This is a genomic window from Streptomyces sp. GQ60 (assembly GCF_059758875.1).
Map to the genome: position 1 here is coordinate 20444 of NZ_JCAXEG010000005.1, position 17760 is coordinate 38203.

The 17760-nt window shown below is 74.1% G+C and carries 15 protein-coding genes and 2 pseudogenes; 9 read left to right on the forward strand and 8 right to left on the reverse strand.

What is annotated here, in order from left to right; translation table 11 throughout:
- Positions 1 to 150 precede the first annotated feature (150 nt).
- Positions 151 to 796: pseudogene (locus AC6CKD_RS14340) on the forward strand (dihydrofolate reductase family protein).
- Positions 797 to 860: 64 nt separating this feature from the next.
- On the opposite strand, the gene AC6CKD_RS14345 reads toward AC6CKD_RS14340, so the two are convergent.
- The gene (locus AC6CKD_RS14345; protein WP_498327611.1) at positions 861 to 5465 is read right to left on the reverse strand and encodes an ATP-dependent helicase; all 4605 of its coding nucleotides are present in this window, start codon (positions 5463 to 5465) and stop codon (positions 861 to 863) included.
- 80 nt (positions 5466 to 5545) lie between these two features.
- Here AC6CKD_RS14345 and AC6CKD_RS14350 point away from each other — a divergent pair, with 80 nt between their 5' ends.
- The gene (locus tag AC6CKD_RS14350) at positions 5546 to 6436 is read left to right on the forward strand and encodes an AraC family transcriptional regulator (protein ID WP_498327612.1); all 891 of its coding nucleotides are present in this window, start codon (positions 5546 to 5548) and stop codon (positions 6434 to 6436) included.
- Here the strand turns inward: AC6CKD_RS14350 and AC6CKD_RS14355 are convergent.
- Positions 6433 to 7236 carry a nucleotidyltransferase domain-containing protein gene (locus AC6CKD_RS14355; RefSeq protein ID WP_498327613.1) on the reverse strand — a complete coding sequence of 268 codons (804 nt, stop codon included), beginning with the start codon at positions 7234 to 7236 and terminating at the stop codon, positions 6433 to 6435. The two genes, AC6CKD_RS14350 and AC6CKD_RS14355, sit on opposite strands and share 4 nt — an antisense overlap.
- Before the next feature lie 159 nt (positions 7237 to 7395).
- Between AC6CKD_RS14355 and AC6CKD_RS14360 the strand changes: the two genes are divergently transcribed.
- Both AC6CKD_RS14360 and AC6CKD_RS14365 read left to right on the forward strand, forming a co-directional pair.
- Positions 7396 to 8064, forward strand: a complete 669-nt coding sequence (locus AC6CKD_RS14360; protein ID WP_498327615.1) for an AzlC family ABC transporter permease — start codon at positions 7396 to 7398, stop codon at positions 8062 to 8064.
- Positions 8061 to 8369 (forward strand): AzlD domain-containing protein, encoded by a 309-nt coding sequence (locus AC6CKD_RS14365; RefSeq protein WP_478689819.1) that lies wholly within the window; start codon positions 8061 to 8063, stop codon positions 8367 to 8369. The genes AC6CKD_RS14360 and AC6CKD_RS14365 overlap by 4 nt, the downstream gene beginning before the upstream one ends.
- Here the strand turns inward: AC6CKD_RS14365 and AC6CKD_RS14370 are convergent.
- Positions 8338 to 9306 (reverse strand): hypothetical protein, encoded by a 969-nt coding sequence (locus AC6CKD_RS14370; protein WP_498327616.1) that lies wholly within the window; start codon positions 9304 to 9306, stop codon positions 8338 to 8340. The genes AC6CKD_RS14365 and AC6CKD_RS14370 overlap by 32 nt on opposite strands.
- A gap of 80 nt (positions 9307 to 9386) precedes the next feature.
- Between AC6CKD_RS14370 and AC6CKD_RS14375 the strand changes: the two genes are divergently transcribed.
- Together AC6CKD_RS14375 and AC6CKD_RS14380 are read left to right on the forward strand one after the other, a co-directional pair.
- On the forward strand, positions 9387 to 9581 hold the full coding sequence (locus AC6CKD_RS14375) for a DUF3046 domain-containing protein (protein WP_214955542.1): 195 nt from the start codon (positions 9387 to 9389) through the stop codon (positions 9579 to 9581).
- Positions 9582 to 9825: 244 nt separating this feature from the next.
- Complete coding sequence (locus tag AC6CKD_RS14380; protein ID WP_498328111.1) at positions 9826 to 10920, forward strand: AI-2E family transporter; 1095 nt, start codon at positions 9826 to 9828, stop codon at positions 10918 to 10920.
- On the opposite strand, the gene AC6CKD_RS14385 is transcribed toward AC6CKD_RS14380, so the two are convergent.
- Positions 10868 to 11629 (reverse strand): Clp protease N-terminal domain-containing protein, encoded by a 762-nt coding sequence (locus tag AC6CKD_RS14385; protein WP_498327617.1) that lies wholly within the window; start codon positions 11627 to 11629, stop codon positions 10868 to 10870. The genes AC6CKD_RS14380 and AC6CKD_RS14385 overlap by 53 nt on opposite strands.
- Before the next feature lie 47 nt (positions 11630 to 11676).
- Positions 11677 to 12249, reverse strand: coding sequence for a 2'-5' RNA ligase family protein (locus AC6CKD_RS14390; RefSeq protein WP_498327618.1), 573 nt, complete (start codon positions 12247 to 12249; stop codon positions 11677 to 11679).
- Between the two features lie 184 nt (positions 12250 to 12433).
- On the opposite strand from AC6CKD_RS14390, the gene recA reads away from it, so the two are divergent.
- From recA to AC6CKD_RS14405, 3 genes and pseudogenes are all read left to right on the forward strand, one after another.
- A complete protein-coding gene (recA, locus tag AC6CKD_RS14395; RefSeq protein ID WP_498327620.1) occupies positions 12434 to 13555 on the forward strand; it encodes a recombinase RecA in 1122 nt (373 codons plus the stop codon).
- Positions 13556 to 13558: 3 nt separating this feature from the next.
- Positions 13559 to 14227, forward strand: coding sequence for a recombination regulator RecX (gene recX / locus AC6CKD_RS14400; RefSeq protein ID WP_498327622.1), 669 nt, complete (start codon positions 13559 to 13561; stop codon positions 14225 to 14227).
- A 112-nt stretch (positions 14228 to 14339) separates the two neighbouring features.
- Positions 14340 to 16257, forward strand: a pseudogene (locus AC6CKD_RS14405) (ABC transporter permease); the annotation flags it as partial.
- Positions 16258 to 16661: 404 nt separating this feature from the next.
- Here AC6CKD_RS14405 and AC6CKD_RS14410 read toward each other — a convergent pair.
- The 3 genes from AC6CKD_RS14410 to AC6CKD_RS14420 form a co-directional block, all read right to left on the reverse strand.
- A complete protein-coding gene (locus tag AC6CKD_RS14410) occupies positions 16662 to 17048 on the reverse strand; it encodes a rhodanese-like domain-containing protein (protein ID WP_498328112.1) in 387 nt (128 codons plus the stop codon).
- A complete protein-coding gene (locus tag AC6CKD_RS14415) occupies positions 17039 to 17584 on the reverse strand; it encodes a cupin domain-containing protein (RefSeq protein WP_498327624.1) in 546 nt (181 codons plus the stop codon). The genes AC6CKD_RS14410 and AC6CKD_RS14415 overlap by 10 nt, the downstream gene beginning before the upstream one ends.
- A 76-nt stretch (positions 17585 to 17660) precedes the next feature.
- Positions 17661 to 17747: a putative leader peptide gene (locus AC6CKD_RS14420; protein ID WP_361915248.1), complete on the reverse strand. Its 87-nt coding sequence runs from the start codon at positions 17745 to 17747 to the stop codon at positions 17661 to 17663.
- Positions 17748 to 17760: the final 13 nt, after the last annotated feature.

Consider the following 17760-nt stretch of genomic DNA (forward strand, 5'->3'; position numbering starts at 1 on the left):
CTGCGCCTCGGCCCGGTGGCTTCGTTCGCCTTCGAGCGGCAGTGTTTGGTCCGTCGGCTGGGCGCCGGTTCTGACCGGTCGCAGGTGCACCGATGAGTTTGCCCGGCTCGAAGAGTCTCATCACCGTTGTCGCGACCACAGGAGGAACACATGGCTCAGCTACTGAGGGTCCAGAACTTCGTCGTCTCGAGTGACGGCATCGGTGCCGGTGAGGACCAGACCCTGGAGAGGCCATTCGGCCATGTCGAGCCGGAGAGGCTCTTCTCCTGGGCCGGCGCCACAGCGAGCTGGCCCATGCGCACCGATCCCGGGGGCAGCCGGGGCCTCGACGACTACTTCACGCGGGACTACGCACGCAACATCGGTGCCGAGATCATGGGCCGCAACAAGTTCGGGCCCCAGCGCGGGCCGTGGCAGGACCACGAGTGGCAGGGCTGGTGGGGGGGATGAGCCTCCGTTCCGCTCCCCGGTGTTCGTCATGACCCACCACGAGCGTCCTGCGTTCACGCTGTCCGACACCACCTTCCACTTCGTCGACGGTGACCCGGCCACGGTCCTCGCTCGGGCCCGGGAGGCGGCGCAAGGCAAGGACGTCCGACTCGGCGGCGGGGCCACCACCATCAGGCAGTTTCTCGACGCCGACCTCGTCGACACCGTGCACGTGGTGGTCTCGCCGGTGAAGCTCGGGTCCGGAGTACGACTTTGGGAGTCCCCGGATGAGCTCCTCGACCGGTTCCACCTGGAGGTCGTGCCCAGCCCGAGCGGGGTGACGCACCACCTGTTCTGGCGAAAGTGACGGTCCCGGGGCGGCCCCGGATCCCCGTCCCGGCTCCGGTCTGCGGGGTGTGACACGGGGCCGGTCAGCGCCGCAGGCGCAGGCCCTGGGGGGTGGCGTGGAAGCCGGTGGCTTCTATGGGTGGGGCGTAGGGGGAGGTGAGGGCGGGGGCGGCGTTGATGCGTACCACCGTGAGGGTGGGGAGGGTGTCCTTGTGGGAGGCCGTGGTGAGGGCTGATACGGCGGCCGTGAGGCGGGGGTCGTCGGGGTCGGACCAGGCGAGGAGGGTTTTGCCGCCGCGCTCCAGGTAGAGGATGAGGTCTCCGTCGACCAGGACCACCAGGGAGCCCGCCTTGCGGCCCGGCTTGTGCGTGGCGCCGGACGGGGGCTCCGGCCACGGGAGGGCGGCGCCATAGGCGTTCGCCGGGTCGGCGGCCGCCAGGACGACCGCCGCCAGCGGGGGCGGGGTCCGCTCGGCGGCGCGGAGGCGGTCGACCGCGCCGTCCATGGCGAACTGGGCCGCGCCCAGACCCTCGACCACGTAGCCCCTGCGGGCCTGGCCGCTGTCCTCGAAGGCGGAGAGGACCCGGTAGACCGCGCTGAAGCCGCCCTCCACCCCTTCCGCGGCCACCGCCCCCCGGGTCACCACCCCGTGGCGGTCCAGCAGGGTGCGGGCCAGGGCGTGCGCGCGGTGGGTCGGGTCCGGGGCGTGGCCCGGGAGCAGGGACCAGCGGCCCGACACCGTGGGCGGGCCCGTACGGGAGGCAGGGGTGGTGAGGGTGCCATAGCGGCCGCGGGGGATCGTACGGCGTGCGCGGTGGGCGGTGGCGCCCGCCGTGCGGCCCGAGCCGAGGAGGGAGCGCAGGGGGGCAAGGGTGTCGTTCGTCAGGCGGCCCGACCACGCCAGGTCCCAGACGGCGGAGGAGAGGTCCGCGTCCGAGGCGTCCGGGTGCACGGCGCGGACGCGGTCCGTGAGCTGGCGGAAGAAGAGGCCGTAGCCGCCGGAGAGGGCGGCGAGGACCGCCTCGTGGAGCGGGGTGAGCTCCAGGGGGTGGGCAGGAGGGAGGAGGAGGGGGGCCGTCTCCGCCAGGTAGAGGGAGATCCAGCCGTCCTTGCCCGGCAGGGCTCCTGCCCCCGCCCAGACGACTTCGCCCGTGGTGGTCAGCTCGTCCAGGAGGGTCGGGGAGTAGTCCGATACGCGGGACGGGAGGATCAGGCGCTCGAGGGCCGAGGCGGGAACCGCGGCGCCCTGGAGCTGCTCGATCGCGCGGGCCAGGCCGTCGACCCCGCGCAGGGCCCCGCCCAGGTGCTGCCACTGGGGGAGGAAGGTGGCGAGGGAGGCGGGGGGCACCGGCTCCAGTTCCTGGCGCAGGGCTGCCAGCGAGCGGCGGCGAAGCCGGCGCAGCACCGTCGCGTCGCACCATTCCTGGCCGATGCCCGCCGGGTGGAACTCGCCCTGGACCACCCGGCCGGCCGCCGCGAGCCGGTGCAGCGCGCCGTCCGTCACGGCCGTGCCCAGCCCGAAGCGGGCGGCGGCGGTGACCGTGGTGAACGGGCCGTGGGTGCGGGCGTACCGGGCCAGGAGGTCGCCGAGGGGGTCCTTCACCGGCTCGGTGAACGCCTCCGGGACACCCACCGGAAGGGCCGTGCCCAGCGCGTCGCGCAGCCGGCCGGCGTCCTCGACGGCCGCCCAGTGGTCCTCGCCACCGATCCGGACCCGGATCGCCCGGCGGGAGGCGGAGAGGGACGGAGCCCACTGCGGTTCCGCGCCGCGGGCGGCGAGTTCCTCGGGGGTGAGCGGGCCCAGCAGGCGCAGCAAGTCGGCCACCGACTCGGCGTCCTTGGCCCGCCGCTCCTCGGTCAGCCACTGGAGCTCCCGCTCCAGCTCCGTCAGCACCTCCGCGTCGAGCAGCTCGCGGAGCTCCGCCTGGCCGAGCAGCTCGGCCAGCAGCCGGGAGTCCAGCGACAGCGCGGCCGCCCTGCGCTCGGCGAGCGGCGAGTCGCCCTCGTAGAGGAACTGGGCGACGTAGCCGAAGAGGAGGGAGCGGGCGAAGGGGGAGGGCTCGACGGTGGTGACCTCGACCAGGCGGACCCGGCGCGCCTCGATGTCCCCCATCAGCTCGGTCAGGCCCGGCACGTCGAAGACGTCCTGCAGGCATTCCCGTACGGCTTCCAGCACGATCGGGAACGAGCCGAACTCGGAGGCCACCTGAAGGAGCTGGGAGGCGCGCTGGCGCTGCTGCCACAGCGGGGTGCGCTTGCCCGGATCGCGGCGCGGCAGCAGCAGGGCGCGCGCGGCGCACTCGCGGAAGCGGGAGGCGAACAGCGCGGAGCCGCCCACCTGGTCGGTGACGATCTGCTGTACGTCGCCGTGGTCGAAGGTGACGTCCGCCGCGCCCAGCGGCGGCTTCTCGTCGTCGAAGGCGAAGGAGGCGGAGTGGCCGCTGGGCGCCGGGTCGTGGTCCAGCAGGTCCAGGTCCATGTTCAGCAGGTCGGCGTCCGGCAGGCGGAGCACGATGCCGTCGTCGGCGTGCATGACCTGCGCGTCCATCCCGTACCGCTCGGAGAGGCGGGCGCCGAGCGCCAGCGCCCACGGGGCGTGCACCTGGGCGCCGAAGGGGGAGTGGACGACGACCCGCCAGTCGCCGAGCTCGTCGCGGAACCGCTCGACGACGATGGTCCGGTCGTCCGGTACGTGGCCGCAGGCTTCGCGCTGTTCGGCGAGGTAGGACAGGACGTTCTCCGCGGCCCAGGCGTCCAGGCCCGCCGCCAGCAGGCGCAGGCGGGCGTCCTCCGCCGTGAGGCCGCCGAGCTCGCGCAGGAACGCGCCCACCGCGCGGCCGAGCTCCAGCGGGCGGCCCAACTGGTCGCCCTTCCAGAACGGGAGGCGCCCCGGGACCCCGGGGGCGGGGGTGACCAGGACGCGGTCGCGGGTGATGTCCACGATCCGCCAGGAGGTGGTGCCGAGGGTGAAGACGTCGCCGACGCGGGACTCGTAGACCATCTCCTCGTCCAGCTCGCCGACCCGGCCGCCGCCCTTCTTGGGGTCGGTCCCGGCCAGGAAGACGCCGAAGAGGCCGCGGTCCGGGATGGTCCCGCCGGAGGTGACCGCGAGCCGCTGGGCGCCGGGCCGGCCGGTGATCGTACCGGCGACGCGGTCCCACACCACCCGGGGCCTGAGCTCGGCGAACGCGTCCGAGGGATAGCGGCCGGCCAGCATGTCCAGCACCGCCGTGAAGGCCGAGTCCGGCAGGGCCGCGAAGGGGGCGGCCCGCCGCACCAGGGCGAGCAGGTCGTCCAGCTGCCAGGTGTCCATCGCGGTCATCGCGACGAGCTGCTGGGCGAGGACGTCCAGCGGGTTGGAGGGGATCCGCAGGGACTCGATCGAGCCCGTGCGCATCCGCTCGGTGACCACGGCCGCCTGGACGAGGTCGCCCCGGTACTTGGGGAAGACGACGCCGGTGGAGACCGCGCCCACCTGGTGCCCGGCCCGGCCCACCCGCTGGAGCCCGGAGGCCACCGAGGGCGGGGACTCCACCTGGATGACGAGGTCGACCGCGCCCATGTCGATGCCGAGCTCCAGGCTGGAGGTGGCGACCACGGCGGGCAGCCGGCCCGCCTTCAAGTCCTCCTCCACCAGAGCCCGCTGCTCCTTGGAGACCGAGCCGTGGTGGGCGCGGGCCAGCAGCGGGGGAGCGCCCTGGGCGGCGCCCGACTGGGCCATGATCTCGGCCGGGGGCGGGCCCTCGGGCAGCGGGCCGCCGGTGGCCCGCTCGTACGCGATCTCGTTGAGCCGGTTGCACAGCCGCTCGGCGAGGCGGCGGGAGTTGGCGAACACGATGGTGGAGCGGTGGGACTGGACCAGATCGGCGATCCGCTCCTCCACGTGCGGCCAGATGGAGGGCTTGTCGCCGCCCTCCTTGCCCTCGGTTGCGGGGGAGCCGCCCAATTCGCCCATGTCCTCGACCGGGACCACCACCGACAGGTCGAACTCCTTGGTGGAGGGCGGCTGGACGATCTCCACCTTGCCGCGCGGAGCGAGGTAGCGGGCCACCTCCTCCACCGGGCGGACCGTCGCCGACAGCCCGATCCGGCGCGCGGGGCGGGACAGCAGCTCGTCCAACCGCTCCAGGGACAGCGCGAGATGGGCGCCGCGCTTGGTCCCGGCGACCGCGTGCACCTCGTCCAGGATCACCGTCTCGATCCCGGCCAGGGCCTCGCGGGCGGCCGAGGTCAGCATCAGGAACAGCGACTCGGGCGTGGTGATCAGGATGTCCGGCGGCCGGGTCACCAGCGCGCGCCGCTCCGCCGGCGGGGTGTCGCCGGAGCGGATCCCGACCCGGATCTCCGGCTCGGGCAGGCCCAGGCGCACCGATTCCTGCCGGATGCCGGTCAGCGGGCTGCGCAGATTGCGCTCCACGTCCACCGCCAGGGCCTTCAGGGGCGAGATGTACAGCACCCGGCAGCGCCTCTTCGGCTCGGCCGGCGGGGGGGTCGAGGCGAGCTGGTCGAGGGCGGCGAGGAAGGCGGCCAGGGTCTTGCCGGAGCCGGTGGGGGCCACCACCAGCACGTCCGAGCCCGCTCCGATGGCCCGCCAGGCGCCCTCCTGGGCGGAGGTGGGCGAGACGAAGGCCCCCGTGAACCAGGAACGGGTCGCGGGGGAGAACGAGTCGAGCGCGGTACCGGACATGCCCCCATCGTGCACCCGCCCACTGACAACCGGCCGGACCTGTGGAAACGCCCCGCCCGGGCCGGGCGCAGAATGGGGGGATGGGGACGGGGACCGGAGCGGACGAGGGCCGCCGGGAGTGGGCTCGGCACTGGCAGTACGCGGAACTGCCCGGGCTGGACCTCCTGCGTGCCCACTACGTGCGCCACACCTTCCCGCGCCACGCCCACGACGGGTACGTCATCGCGGCCGTCACCGGCGGCATCGAGGAGATCGGCCTGCCGGGGGACACCCTGCGCGCCGGCCCCGGCAGCGTGGTCCTGATCAACCCCGAGGTCCCGCACACCGCCCGCGCCGGGGTCCCCGAGGGCTGGGCCTACGCCACCCTCTACCCCTCCCGGGCCCTGATCACCGAGGTCGCCACCGAGATCGGGACCCTGCGCGGGACCCCCGGCTTCACCGCCGACCTGGTCGCCGACCCGCAGGCCTCGCTGGCCATCACCGAGGTCCACCGGGCCGCCGAGTCGGGCAACGCGCTGGCCGCCGACACCCTGCTGCGCGGGGTGGTGGCGCGGATGCTGACCCGGCACGCCGGGCCGCTGCCCGCCCGTACGGCGGGCCGCGCGGGCGTCGCCGACGCGGAGCGGGCCCGGGCCGTACTGGAGGAGCGGATGGGGGAGCCCCCGTCGCTGGAGCAGCTCGCGGCGGAGCTGGGGACGAGCCCCTTCGCCCTGCTGCGGGCCTTCCGGGACCGGTACGGCATGCCCCCGCACACTTGGCTCACCGATGCCCGGGTCCGGCGGGCCCGCCGGCTGCTCGACGCCGGGATCCCGCCGGCGGAGGCGGCCGTCGCCGTCGGCTTCTCCGACCAGCCGCACCTGAACCGGCACTTCACCCGCATCGTGGGGGTGCCGCCGGGGGCGTACCGGCGGGGGCGCGGGGGTGCGCCGGGCGGCGCGGTGGATCCGGGGCCGGCCGGTCGCCGACCCTAGGACGCCAGCCTCGCGCGGGTCTCCTCGATCAGGGTGCGGGCCTCGGTCACCGTTGCCGTCAGGGACTCGGGGGTGGCGCCCTGGGCGCCCAGCAGGGCACGTACGCGCTTGCCGAAGGCGGGCGGCGCGGTGGGCAGGAGCTCGGCCGCGGCCAGGGCGCCCTTCTCGTTCAGGCACCAGCGGCGGTCCGCCGCGTACAGGGACTGCACGAGGACGCCGAAGGCACGGGACAGGCACAGCGACACGTACAGGGCGTCCGCGCGGGCCGCGCCCTTCGCGGCGCCCGCGGCGAGGAACTCCGCTTCCCACGCCCCGGCGATCAGGGCCTTGCGGAGCGGCTCCGGGTAGGACGAGACCGTGGTGCGCAGCGCGGACAGTTCGGCCGCCGGGTCCGCGAGGACCTGGCCCAGGGCCACCTCGCCCGGGTAGCAGGGGGACCAGAAGCCGAGCGGATGGCCCGGCTGCACGCCCACCTCGTAGCGGCCCTCGCGGCAGTCCTGCCACACCCGTTCCACCCGGTCCAGGTCGCGCAGGATCCAGTCCACCGCCACCCCGTCGACGCGCAGCCAGGCTCCGCCGTTGACCCAGGGGCCCCAGCCGCCCGGTCCGGCCACCTCCACGTCCGGTCCGGCCAGCGCGCCCAGCGCGGCGAGGTCGAGGGTGCCGCGGTAGTAGACGCCTAGGTCCCAGTCCGATTCGGGGCGGTGCTCGCCGCGGGCCCGGCTGCCGCCGAGCATGACTCCGCGTACGCCGGGCACCTCGGCCAGCCGGTCCGCCATTTCCTTGATCACTTCGTGCATGGCGCAAGAACGTACAAGACCCGGATGCCGTGGGCTGCGTAATTTCGGGGCGTGGGAGAACATCGGATGGTCACACAAGAAGAACCCGACCGAAAAGCACCCGACCAAGAAGCACCGGGCCAGGTACCCGGCCGGGAGGTCCCCGGTGGGGCGCCCGCGGTGGACAAGCCGCCCGCCGCCGTGGTCCGGGACGCGCTCGGGGTCGGCGTCGCGGTCGGGCTGTCCGGGTTCGCCTTCGGGGTGACCGCCGCCGGGGCCGGGATCAGCACCCTCCAGGCGTGCGTGCTGAGCCTGCTGGTGTTCACCGGGGCCTCGCAGTTCGCGCTGGTCGGGGCACTGGCCGCGGGCGGGAATCCGTTCACGGCGGCCGCCGGGGCCTTCTTCCTCGGGACCCGCAACGCCTTCTACGGGCTGCGGCTGTCCCAGCTGCTCGCGCTGCCCAAGGGCGTAAGGCCGCTCGCCGCGCACTGGGTGATCGACGAGACCACCGCCGTGGCCCTGGCCCAGCCCGACCGGAAGTCGGCCCGGCTCGGCTTCACCGTGACCGGGCTGGCCCTCTACGTCCTGTGGAACCTCACCACCCTGCTCGGCGCGCTCGGCGCCGAGGCCATCGGGGACACCAGGGCGTGGGGGCTCGACGCCGCCGGGCCCGCCGTGTTCCTCGCGCTGCTCGCACCGATGCTGAAGACCGGCACCGAGCGGGCCGTCGCCGGGCTCGCCCTCGTCCTCGGGCTGGGCCTGCTGCCCGTACTGCCCGCCGGGATGCCCGTGCTGATCGCGGCGCTGGCCGCGCCGATCGTGCTGTGGATGAAGGGACGCCGCTCGTGAACGTCTGGATCGCCATCGGACTCACCGTCGTCGGCTGCTACGCCGTGAAGCTCGCCGGACTGCTCGTCCCCGCCGGAGCCCTGGAGCGGCCCGCGGTGCGCAAGCTCGCCGGGCTCCTGCCGGTCGCGCTGCTCGCCGCGCTCACCGCGCAGCAGACCTTCGCCACCGGGCAGGAGATCGTGCTCGACGCCCGCGCCGCCGGGCTCGCGGCCGCCGCGGTCGCGCTGCTGCTGCGGGCCCCGTTCCTGGTCGTCGTCGCGGTGGCCGTCGCCGTCACCGCGGGGCTGCGGGCCCTGGGAGGCTAGGGTCGAGCCGGCCGTACGCGCGCAGGGTCAGCAGCGCCTCCAGCGTGGCGATCGGGCGCCGCTCCAGCGAGCTGCCCGGCGCCCACGCCCCGCGGTGCACCGGCCAGCCGCCGTCCGGCTGCTGCAGGCCGGCCAGGAAGCGCAGCGAGCCGTACAGCTCCGCGTCCGTGAACCAGCCGCGGGCGAGGGACTCCGGGCGGCGGGCGACGTCGTACGGATACAGGTGCTCGTCCGGCCCGTGGCCGGGGACCGGCGGGTACGCGTCCTGCCGCGCGGGGTCCAGTACGACGAGCCGCTGCTCGCGGACGAGGCGCCCCAGCCGGTCGGCGGCCGCCGCGGCCCTGGCCCGGTCGGGGACCCCGTCCAGGAAGGCCACCGCGCTCTGGATCTCGTACGGGTGCCAGTGCCGCAGGTTCTCCACCCGGTCCCAGCAGAAGTCCGTCGCCCGGAACAGCCACGCGTGCCACACCCGGTTGCGGTGCAGGATCCCGACGACCGGGCCGGTGGCCAGCAGGTCGCCCGGCGGATCGTCGTGCGGCGGGTGATAGGGCGCCGCCGGGTAGCCGCCGGAGGCCGGGGCGGTCACGGGAAGCGCCCCGTCCGGGGTGGAGACCCGGGTCAGGTGGGCGCAGAGCCGCTCGATGCGCTGCCCGGCGCAGCGGCCCAGGCCGTCCAGGACGCGCAGGGCGTGGGCGGCGTGCAGCGGGTGGCTCAGCGGACCGCGCAGATCCGGGTCGAGGGCGTGGCCGTACCCGCCGTCGCCGCCGAGGTAGGCGCCGAGGGCGGCATCGACCGGGTCGGGGTCCCCGCCGAGGAAGTGGAACGCGAACCGCCGCTGTTCCAGGACCCGGGCCGTGAGCCAGATGAACTGCTCGGCGCGGGCCGGGGCACTCGTCGCCGTCGTCGCCGCGGGGGCGCACGCTTCGTCTCCAGGCATGCCAGGAACCGTAGGGGCCCGGGTGGCGCCGAGGTGGCCCGAACGGGGAGGTGCACTCTCCGGGGCGGGATACTGGACGCATGCGGTTGACGATTTTCTGGGAGCGGATGGCCGAGCACTTCGGTGCGGGCTACGCGGACTCCTTCGCGCGGGACCACGTCATGACGGAACTCGGGGGACGTACGGTCCACGAGGCGCTGGACGCGGGCTGGGAGGCCAAGGACGTGTGGCGCGCGGTGTGTTCGGCGGTGGACGTGCCGGCCTCGCTGCGCTAGCGCGGTGCGCCCCGGCCGGCCGGCCGGGGCGGGGCCGCGGCGACCGCTTCGCGGTTCGCGGCGCCGGTGGGACAGACTGGTCGGCGTGGCAGCCAGTGATGAGATGACCGACCGGCCCGAAGTCCCCCAGGGCCCGCCGCCGCCCCGCCCGGCGGCCACCGCGGAGCACGCCGCCGCGGACGCCCCGGCCGCAGCCCCGTCGGCCGCGGGCCGCGCCGGGGAACCTGCTGCGGCGGATGCCCGGATGCCGCGCTGGCTGCCGCGCGCCGTGGTCCTCGTCCTGGCCCTGGTGGCCTGTTTCCAGCTCGGGAGCTGGGCCTTCCACCAGCTCATCGGGCTGCTCGTCAACATCCTGATCGCGTTCTTCCTCGCGCTCGCGATCGAACCGGCCGTGGCCCGGATGGCGGCCCGCGGCATCCGCCGCGGGCTCGCCACCTTCCTGGTGTTCCTCGGGGTGTTCGGCGCGGCCGCGGGATTCGTCGTCCTGCTCGGCTCTGTCCTCGCCGGGCAGATCGTCGACCTCGTGGAGGGCTTCCCCGGCTATCTCGACTCGCTGATCGGCTCGATCAACGACACCTTCCACACGGACCTGTCCCGGCTGGAGATCCAGGACAGCCTGCTGCACTCGGACTGGCTGCAGAAGTACGTGCAGAACAGCGCGACCGGCGTGCTGGACGTGTCCGCCACCGTGCTCGGCGGACTGTTCAAGCTGCTGACGATCGGTCTGTTCTCCTTCTACTTCGCCGCCGACGGGCCGCGGCTGCGCCGCGCCCTGTGCTCCGTACTGCCGCCCGCGAAGCAGGCCGAGGTGCTCCGGGCCTGGGAGATCGCCGTCACCAAGACGGGCGGATACCTCTACTCGCGCGGGCTGATGGCGCTGATCTCCGGGATCGCGCACTACGTCCTCTTCGCGGTGCTGGACGTGCCGTACGCGCCCGCGCTCGCGGTGTGGGTGGGGCTGGTGTCGCAGTTCATCCCCACCATCGGCACCTACCTGGCGGGCGCGCTGCCGATGCTGATCGCCTTCGCGGCCAGCCCCTGGTACGCGCTGTACGTCCTCGGATTCGTCGTGGTGTACCAGCAGTTCGAGAACTACGTGCTCCAGCCGAAGCTGACGTCGAAGACGGTGGACATCCACCCGGCGGTGGCCTTCGGATCGGTCATCGCGGGCACCGCCCTGCTGGGCGCGGTCGGGGCGCTCATCGCGATTCCGGCCGTCGCCACGATGCAGGCCTTCCTCGGCGCGTACGTGAAGCGGTACGCGCTGACCGGGGACGCGGAGGCCTCTACTTCCCGGGCTCGTCCGGGGCGCCGAGTACGGATGCCAGGACGTCGGTGATCCAGTTCTCGACGGCGTCCTTGTCCAGGCCGAGGCCGCTGAGCGGCCCCGTCCCGTTCTCCAGCTCCAGGAGCGCGAGCAGGACGTGCTCGGTGCCCACGTAGGTGTGGCCGAGGCGCAGGGCCTCGCGGAAGGTGAGCTCCAGGGCCTTCTTCGAGGCGGCGTCGAAGGGGACCAGCTCGGGGACGTCCTCCACGGCCGGGGGCAGGCCGGCCGTCACGGCGGCGCGCACGTCGTCGGCCGCGACTCCCTGGGCGGCGATGGCGCGGGCGGCGAGGCCGTCGGGCTCGGCGAGCAGTCCGAGGACGAGGTGCTCGGTGCGGATCTCGGTGTTGCCGGCGGCGCGGGCCTCGTTCTGCGCGGTGACGACCACGTTGCGGGCGCGGGGGGTGAAGCGGCCGAAGCCCTGGCTGGGGTCGAGTCCGGCCTCGCCCTCCTTGTCGGCCTTGGGCACGAAGCGCTTCTGGGCTGCCTGGCGGGTCACGCCCATGCTGCGGCCGATGTCGGTCCAGGAGGCGCCGGAGCGGCGGGCCTGGTCGACGAAGTGGCCGATGAGGTGGTCCGCGACGTCCCCGAGGGCCTCGGCGGCGACCACGGCGCCGCTGAGCTGCTCCAGGGTGTCGGTGTGGACCTTCTTGATGGCCTCGATGAGGTCGTCGAGGCGTACCGGATTGGTCATGCGAACGGGTTCCACCGAAGGGTTCGTCATGAGCGCAACCCTAGGTTGACAGTCGAGCGAGTGTCAACCTTGGGTTGTCACCCTTCTTCCGCCCGCGGGGACCGCAGGGCGAAGCTCGCGCGTTCGTGCCAGGCCGTCCCGTCGTAGGCCACCAGGTCGACGGCGCGGACGCGGGAGGTGAGGGGGAGGCGGCCGCTCAGGTCCGCCTCGGCGGCGTCCAGGTCCGCCTCCGGGGCGCGCTGGGCCACGGTGAGGTGCGGGACCGGGTCCCGGTAGCGGCCGCCGTAGGGCAGGACCTCCGGCCAGCGCTGGGTGACCGAGCGGATCAGCCGGCGCAGGGGGGCGTCCGGCTCCGGGGCGAGGTAGAGCATCCCGGGGAACCGGCCGGTCCGCTCGAAGCGCAGGTCGAAGGCGTGGTGCGGCCGCAGGGCCGCGGCGATCCCGGCGCGGACGGAGGCGTCGATCAGGCTCTCCCGCAGGAACGGGTAGAGCACGCTCACGTGCGCCGGCACTCCGGCCCCGGCCCGGGCCGCCGGGTCGATCCGGTCCCGCCACCCCCGCACGACCGGTTCCGCTTCGGGTATCCGCACGATGAGCGCGGTGCGGCCGACGGGGAACATGCTGGGGAGGGTGTCCGTGGTGTCCGTCATGGGGGTGGATCATGCCACTCGCCGGTGTGGCGGACGGGTCCGGCGTGGCGCGCTTGACAGGAAAATCGAACACGCATTCTTATTGGTTATCCACAGCCAAAACGGACCTGGGACCGCGTTGTCAGTGGCAGGCGTTAGCGTCAATGGCGTGAAGCGATCGACTCAAGCAAATCGGGTGGAACCCATGGCAGCAGGCAACGACCGCGAGAAGGCTCTCGAAGCCGCGCTCGCGCAGATTGAACGGCAGTTCGGCAAGGGTGCCGTGATGCGTCTCGGCGACAAGCCGAACGACCCCATCGAGGTCATCCCCACCGGATCGACCGCGCTCGACATCGCGCTCGGCGTCGGTGGACTGCCGCGCGGCCGTGTGATCGAGGTCTACGGGCCGGAGTCCTCCGGTAAGACGACCCTGACCCTGCATGCCGTGGCCAACGCGCAGAAGGCCGGCGGAACCGTCGCCTTCGTGGACGCCGAGCACGCGCTCGACCCCGAGTACGCCAAGGCCCTCGGCGTCGACACGGACAACCTCATCCTGTCCCAGCCGGACACCGGCGAGCAGGCGCTGGAGATCGTGGACATGCTGGTCCGCTCCGGTGCGCTGGACCTCATCGTCATCGACTCCGTCGCGGCCCTCGTGCCGCGCGCGGAGATCGAGGGCGAGATGGGCGACTCGCACGTGGGTCTTCAGGCCCGTCTGATGAGCCAGGCCCTCCGGAAGATCACCGGTGCGCTCAGCCAGTCCAAGACCACCGCGATCTTCATCAACCAGCTCCGCGAGAAGATCGGTGTGATGTTCGGCTCGCCGGAGACCACCACCGGTGGCCGCGCGCTGAAGTTCTACGCCTCCGTGCGCCTGGACATCCGGCGCATCGAGACCCTCAAGGACGGCACGGACGCGGTCGGCAACCGCACCCGCGTCAAGGTCGTCAAGAACAAGGTCGCGCCGCCCTTCAAGCAGGCCGAGTTCGACATCCTCTACGGCCACGGCATCAGCCGCGAGGGCGGCCTGATCGACATGGGCGTGGAGCACGGCTTCGTCCGCAAGGCCGGCGCCTGGTACACGTACGAGGGCGACCAGCTCGGCCAGGGCAAGGAGAACGCGCGGAAGTTCCTCTGCGACAACCCCGCCCTGTCCGACGAGATCGAGCGGAAGATCAAGGAGAAGCTGGGCGTCGGTGTGCGCAAGGACACCGCTGCCGCCGCCACGACCGAGGCCGGCGCGGACGCGTCCGCCGAGACCGCGGCCGTGCCCGCTCCCGCGTCGAAGGCCAAGACCGCGGTCAAGGCCGCCGTCGCCAAGAGCTGACCCGTGTGGGAGCAGGAGAGGGGCGGCACGGACGGCGGTGAGGACCGCCGCGAGGGCAGTCGCCGGGGCCGCCGCGAAAGCGGCGGCCGGGGAGGCCGCCGCGCGGAGGACCGTGCGGGCCGTGAGGACCGGGCGGGCCGGGCGGACCGCCAGGAGCTGCCGCCCCAGAGTCCCGAGGAGCAGGCGCGGGCGATCTGTCTGCGCCTGCTCACCGGGATGCCCCGCACCCGGCGCCAGCTCGCGGACGCCCTGGCCAAGCGGGACATCCCCGAAGAGGTGTCGGAGCAGGTCCTCTCCCGGTTCGAGGAGGTGGGCCTGATCGACGACGCCGCCTTCGCCGGGGCCTGGGTAGAGTCCCGGCACCGCGGCCGCGGGCTGGCCCGCCGGGCACTCGCACAGGAGCTCCGTACCAAGGGGGTGGCCCCCACCCTCGTACAGGAGGCCCTGGAACAGCTGGACTCCGACCAGGAGGAGGAGACCGCCCGGGAGCTCGTGGAGCGCAAGCTCCGCGCGACCCGGGGCCTGGAGCGGGACAAGCGGATCCGGCGCCTCGCCGGAATGCTCGCCCGCAAGGGGTACCCCGAGGGCATGGCCCTGAGGGTGGTCCGCCGCGCGCTGGAGGCCGAAGGTGAAGAGGCCGAAGGCGAAGAAGCCGACGATCCGATGGGGTGACCCGAGCTGCTCTGGGGGTGGGGGAGCGCGCCGCGTGGGTGTGGGAGCGTGCCGTGGGTGTGGGGCGGGTGTGACATGAGGTGGGGTCAGCCCCCGGCCGGGGATGCCGGGGCGCTCCAAGGTCAAGACGAAGCACAGGGCCAAGCCCGTCGCCGAGCGGGCGTGGCTGCCGGCCGCCACCGTGGACACCGTCCGCGCCGTGCCCGGAGTCGAGCGGGCCGTCCCCGAGCTCACCTTCCAGGCCGTGCCGCTGACCCGGGGCGGCCCGGGCGGCGACGGCGCGAAGCCCTCGTACGGTCACGCCTGGAGCTCGGCCGCGCTCACCCCCTTCACGCTCGCCGAGGGCCGCGCCCCGCAGGGCGGTGACGAGGTCGTCGTCGACCGTGGCCTCGCGGCCCGTGCGGCGCTGAAGCCCGGTTCCGAGCTCACCGTGCAGTCCACCGGTGCCCCGAGACCTACAGGGTCAGCGGTATCGCGGCCGCGGCCGGCGGAAGCCTCGCGCACCAGAGCGCGCTCTTCTTCGGTGACGCCGAGGTGCAGCGGCTCGCCGCCCGCGACGGCCGGATCAGTGCCATCGGAGTCCTGCCCCGGGCAGGGGTGGACGCCGGCGAGTCGGCCGGGCGGATCTGCCAGGCGCTCCGGGGCACCCCCGCGCAGGTGGCCGCCGGCGACGGGCGCGGCTCCGTGGAATTCCTCGACGCGGCCGGCGCCCGGATCAAACTGGTCTCCATGGGCGGCGCGATGGGCGGCACCTCGCTCCTCGTGGCGGTCCTCGTGGTCGTCGGCACCTTCTCCCTGTCGGTTCAGCAGCGCCACCGCGAACTCGCCCTGCTCCGCGCCATCGCCGCCGACCCCCGGGCAACTGCGGCGCATGATCGGCCGCGAGGCGCTGCTGGCGGGGCTCGCCGCCGGAGTCGCCGGAGCCCTTGCCGGGCTGCCGCTCGCCGCCTGGCTGCACGGCCGGTTCGTCGACGCGGGGGTCGTTCCCGTGACCCTGGAGCGCACCGCCGGGATCGTCCCGATGATCGCCGCCGTCGGCGCGAGCCTGCTCGGAGCGTGGGCCGCCGCCCGGATCACCGCCCGGCGGGTGGCCCGCGTCCGTCCCGCCGAAGCCCTGGCCGGGCCGAGTGGGTGCTCCAGGGACGGGGGCCGGGGGTTCCCGGCACCGCCGCCGAGCGGATCCGCCGGACCCCCGGGGTCCTCGCGGCCACCGAGATCGTGCACACGTCGATCCGGGTCGGGCTGACGAAGTACGCGGCGCAGGGCGTGACCCCGGCCGGACTCGACCGGACTTGGGACCCGGGGGTGACGGCCGGGAGCCTGGCGGGGTTCGGGGAGGAGAGCGTCGCGGTGAGCGAACTGGCGGCGGACCGACCGGGCCTGAAGCCGGGCAGCCCGCTCTCGCTGACGCTGGGGGACGGAACGCCGGTCACCCTGACCGTGGCCGCGGTGTACGCGCGGGGGCTGGGCTTCGGGGACGTGACGCTGCCGCACGGCCTGGTGGCCGCGCACGTCGACGATCCGCCGGCTTCGAGCGTCCTGGTGGCGGGGCCGGCGGTGCGGGAAGCGCTCGCCTCGGCCGTACGGGAGTACCCGGGCGTGGCCGTGCTGTCGGCGGCCGAAGCGGACGGCGCGCGGGCGGAGCGGCAGGCGGCCGGTGCGGAGATCAACCTGCTGGCGATGGGGCTCGTCCTGGCCTTCACCGTGATCGCGGTGGCCAACACGCTGGCGATGTCCACGGGGGAGCGGCTGCGGGAGTTCGCGATGCTGAGGCTCGGGGGGCGACGCGGCGGCAGCTGCGGGGGATGCTGCGGGTGGAGGCGCTGGCGGTGCTGCTGATGGGGGTGGTGCTGGGGTCGGGGATCTCGCTGGCGGTCCTCACCGCGTTCAGCGTGGGCATGACGGGAGCGGCGGCCGCGGTGGTGCTTCCGCTGGTGTACGGGGTGGTCGTGGGCGGGGCGGGGCTGGTGGCGCTGTGCGCTACGGGCTTCGCCGGGCGGGTGGCGATGCGGCACAGCCCGGCGGACCTCGCGGCCTATCCCTCGTGGCTCAGCCCCGGGCCCGTGGTGCCCGTGGGGACCAGCCCCGCATGGGACCGGATGCCCGCAGGCGTGCCGCTGTGCGGTGCTGGGTCCCGGCTGCGGCCGTTGCCGCTGCGCGGAGTTCCCCTACCCGCCCTTCCACCGTTCCCCGGGCGCTGCCCGGACCCCGCGCCTCAAACCGGCGGGGCTGGATGTACCCAGCCCCTCCGGCGTTTGAGGAGCAGGGGTCCGGGGCGGAGCCCCGGGGAACGGGCGACGGGCGGGTAGGGGACCCCGCCCCACAGGGCCCACGCAGCCGCACCCGCCCACCGGGCACACGCCGGGACGGCGGTGGCGGCAGCCCCGACCGGCCACCGCCGGACGGAGTCCGGCGCAGCGATGCGAGCTCCGCGTCAAGAAGGAACAGTGGGCAGGCCGGCGGACTTCCAGGCCTGGAAGCCGCCCGTGAGGTCCGTCGCGCGGGGAAGGGACAGCGCGTGGAGGGAGGCCGCCGCGAGGGTGGAGGCGTAGCCCTCGTTGCATATGACGATGATGCGGACGTCGTGGTCCACCGCCTCCGGGAGGCGGTGGGAGCCTTCGGGGTCGAGGCGCCATTCCAGTTCGTTGCGTTCGATCACCAGCGCGCCCTGGATCAGCCCGTCCCGCTCGCGCAGGGCCTGGTACCTGATGTCGACCAGCAGGGCCCCGGCCAGGAACTCCGCGTGTGCCCGGGCCGGGTCCACGCGGGTGTACGTGGTCCGCAGCCGGTCGACGAGGGCGTCGATGCCGCTCACTGCCAGTCCGCCGGACGCTCGACCTGCTCCAGCGTGAGCACCGGGCCGGTGCGGCTGTAGCGGCGGATCAGGGGCAGCGGCGGGTAGTACGCGTGGACGGAGATCGCGTGCTCGGTCGCGGACTCGTTGAGCACCTCGTGCACGTGGTGCTCGCCGAAGGCCCGCCCGGTGCCCGCGCCGAGTCCGCGCGTGCGGTCCACGTCCGGGGACAGGGAGAGCGACTGCCAGCCTTCCGAGGGGAGGCGGACCGCCAGGGAGTTCTCCGTGAGGCGCCCGCGCGCGGTCGTGAACGCACCTCGCGACTCGGCGTGGTCGTGCCAGCCGGTGCCGGTGCCGGGCGGCCAGCCGATCAGCCAGGCCTCGCTGCCGCCCGGGCCGTCGAGCCGGATCCACGTCCGCCCCTCGGGATCGAGGGGGAGCGAGGCGATCAGCTCGGGGGCGGAGGCGATGCGCAGGGTGAAGGCGAGGAGATCCGCTGCGGAGACGGCAGCGGGAGCGGCAGCTGCGGCAGCGGGTGCCGGGGCGTGCGTGGGTGCAGACATGGAGGATGACCGTCCTGGGGGTTCGCGAGAGTGCGCGGCACACGAAGTGCGCGCTGAGGCAAGGCGAATCTGCGAATCAGCAGGAAGGGCGACATACGCAGCCCGCGTAGCGGACCAGGTCCATATGGACCCTCCGCCACAGGCGTACGTCGTTGCCGGTCATGTCCGCGAGTGAA